Annotated in this window: 3 protein-coding genes; 1 reads left to right on the forward strand and 2 read right to left on the reverse strand. The window is 48.3% G+C overall.

Going from position 1 to position 2,346, the window contains the following annotated elements; translation table 11 throughout:
• Positions 1-35: 35 nt before the first annotated feature.
• The gene (locus H6S82_RS29500) at positions 36-716 is read right to left on the reverse strand and encodes a C40 family peptidase (protein WP_347339568.1); all 681 of its coding nucleotides are present in this window, start codon (positions 714-716) and stop codon (positions 36-38) included.
• Positions 717-821: 105 nt separating this feature from the next.
• Here H6S82_RS29500 and H6S82_RS29505 point away from each other — a divergent pair, with 105 nt between their 5' ends.
• On the forward strand, positions 822-1,772 hold the full coding sequence (locus tag H6S82_RS29505; protein ID WP_190472333.1) for a serine hydrolase: 951 nt from the start codon (positions 822-824) through the stop codon (positions 1,770-1,772).
• A gap of 232 nt (positions 1,773-2,004) precedes the next feature.
• Here the strand turns inward: H6S82_RS29505 and H6S82_RS33120 are convergent.
• The coding region (locus tag H6S82_RS33120) for a hypothetical protein (RefSeq protein ID WP_206756912.1) at positions 2,005-2,346 on the reverse strand (342 nt) is incomplete at its 5' end.

The raw sequence follows: 2,346 nt of genomic DNA on the forward strand, positions 1-2,346 counted from the left end.
CTAACCCCTAACCCCTAACCCCTAACCCCTAACCCCTAGCCATAGCTTTTTACCACTCGCCCAGGTCGTCGCAACTGGCGATAATAAGACTGACTGATGGCATCTCCCTGTTCCGAAAGCACATCGATGCCAATACCATTGCGACCGACTGTTTGACCGGAACTGTGGATGTAGCGCCCCTCACCTAAATAAAGTCCGACGTGGGTAGTTTTTTCTGGAGTCCCGAAAAATATTAAATCTCCCGGTAAAAGATCCTCAATCGGAATTGGCTGAGTAAATGCTTCCTGCTGATAGGAATCTCTGGGTAACCAAATACCCACCGAAGCAAATGCTGCCTGCATTAACCCAGAACAATCGTAATTTGGCCCCACCGTGCCGCCCCACAGGTAATAATTGGGTTGTTTCATGGCATTTTGGGTAAAGGCAATCACTGCCGGCAATCGTGCTTGGATTTCGGTCGCACAAAGATCGATCGCCTGATAAGGGGTTGCCACTTCCTCAAGATACCTTTTATCTTGGATTGACAGCCAGCCGGGATAATCATCCTCGCACAGACACACCTCAATAGATGTATCAGATGTATCCCCATTGGGCGATACTACTCGTAGATGACGCCCAAGCGCCGCCTGAGTTGCCAAACGGGTGCAGCTAGGAGAATCGTAAATGTTGACATTGCGTCGGCATCGGTACTCGATCGACTGGAAATTTTCGTTCACGATCTGTGGTTAGCGGTTCGCAGTTTATTGTTTGCGGACGAAGACGTTGCAACGAACAATGTACTACGAACAATCTCAAATCTAAAATCTAAAATCTAAAATCGAATGACTTTTTTCCGCAAAGACGAACAACTGCAACAGCTGGGCAATCAAATCCTTTCTGCAACTTGGGCGGAATTTCCAGACCTAGCCCGCAACCAAATCGCCCTTACTTGGATTGTCTACGATCCGCCCGTGCCTGTAAATACAGGTGGAGCCCTTAGCCCGCAAGCTTTTTGGAACCACGAAGTTAGAGGTTTCAGCTATCGAGGTAGCGATCGCATCTATCCTGCCAGCGTCGTCAAGCTGTTTTACCTGGTGGCAGTATACGAGTGGTTGGAAAAAGGCATGATTCAGACAACCGCCGAGTTGGAACGCGCTATCCGCGATACGATCGTCGATTCTAGCAACGACGCCACCAGTTTAGTTGTGGATGTCTTGACGGGCACCACCAGCGGCCCGGAACTATCCCACGGGCCGTTCCAAACCTGGCAGTTACAGCGTAACATTGTCAATCGCTACTTTCACTCGTTGGGCTGGCCGGAGTTAGAAGCAATCAACGTTAACCAAAAAACCTGGTGTGATGGTCCCTACGGACGCGAGCGCATTTTTGTGGGCGAATTGATGGAAAATCGCAATATGCTGACTACTAACGCTACAGCTCGTCTCCTGCACAGCATTATCGGCGGAGTAGCAGTATCCTCAAAAGCTTCGCAAAGTATGATGGCCTTGATGAAACGCAGTCTTAACCCAGCTGATTTAACAACCGACGATGAAAATCAGGTAACCGGTTTTCTGGGGGAAGGTTTGCCTCAGAATGCCTTACTGTGGTCTAAAGCTGGATGGACTAGCCAAGTACGCCACGACGCTGCCTATATCGAGATCCCGGGTAAGCAGCCCTATTTGTTAGTTGTATTTACAGAAGGAAGGGCACACAGTAAAAACAAAGCGATTTTGCCTTTTGTTTCTCGTCAAGTAGCTGGTGCAGTGGACGAAGCTGATGCTGGCGAAATGTAAGCGCTTCGCTGCTGCGGTCTGCGGTTGGCAGATATTGGCCCGAAAGTCTCTCCACACAGGAAAGTGGAAAAAGAGCCTAAAGCTGCTTTTTTATGGGGTTACCGCACAATCATCCGAACTATAGAGGTCGCTACTGCGGATTTTCTTGTATATTTAGCATTAGGCCGAACAACTCGCGTCTGTATGCCTTTTTTCGGTTGCAGTCGGATCGGATCTGCGCCAATCGAGCCATCTAATATCGCGAAGATTGGCAACTCTTGAGCGCAATACAGTCAATGCTGTGCTGGAAGCAAGAGGTGTATTTTGCACAAGTCGAAGCATCAAAAGCCAAACTTTCCCGAACTGTGTAGCTCATACTCCCAAGGATTTGAGCCTGCAAGTACATCATTTTCCTGAGTGCGGCTATACCTGTCACCGATACTAGGATTAAATTCTGATATAAAATTTCGCTGGGATTAACTATTGTCCCGATCTTTGTCGAGGAGTGAATGTGAATACGAATCCTTTTCAACGTAGTGTTTTCTTTGTGAGTTTGGCAGCGATCGCAGGTGTAAGTAGCGGCTTGCCTGCTATA

It is taken from the genome of Planktothrix sp. FACHB-1355, assembly GCF_014748295.1.
In the GTDB taxonomy this organism is placed as follows: domain Bacteria; phylum Cyanobacteriota; class Cyanobacteriia; order Cyanobacteriales; family Aerosakkonemataceae; genus Aerosakkonema; species Aerosakkonema funiforme_A.

Excerpts from the sequence above, each read along its gene's own strand:
- H6S82_RS29505 (WP_190472333.1), top strand. The coding sequence starts at position 822 with ATGACTTTTTTCCGCAAAGACGAACAACTGCAACAGCTGGGCAATCAA.